The following is a 286-nucleotide window of genomic DNA, read 5'->3' as shown; positions in this document are numbered from 1 at the left end:
CAAGAATTCCTCGTCTCCGACTGGCCGATATTTCTGTCGGATCGCGTCGCTGCTTCGTCGATAGTGTTGAGGTTCTTCGTAGCAGCGCCGTGTGCTCATTAGGAGCCTCGTTCATGGCTACTTTCAGGGAGCCAGGGTCGACGCCAGGTCCAAATGGAGAATCTACCACCAGCATCGAAAGAACGAGATACGCCATCGATTTTCCCCACACATTAGCTATAATATCCTCATCAATATCCATCCACTTCGCTGAGATCTTTCCATCGTATGGTCCAGCCATGCCCAA

The 286-nt window shown here is 51.0% G+C and carries 1 protein-coding gene; it reads right to left on the bottom strand.

The genetic code is table 11. The features are described from left to right. Positions 1-286, bottom strand: a 286-nt coding sequence (locus K6753_RS14565) for a hypothetical protein (RefSeq protein WP_223677180.1), incomplete at both ends; no start/stop codon positions are given.

Origin of the sequence: Novilysobacter selenitireducens, assembly GCF_020026895.1 — a bacterium.
Taxonomy (GTDB): domain Bacteria; phylum Pseudomonadota; class Gammaproteobacteria; order Xanthomonadales; family Xanthomonadaceae; genus Lysobacter_C; species Lysobacter_C selenitireducens.
Note: the sequence above shows the minus strand (reverse complement) of the source record. Positions and strands in the feature narration are given on the sequence as shown.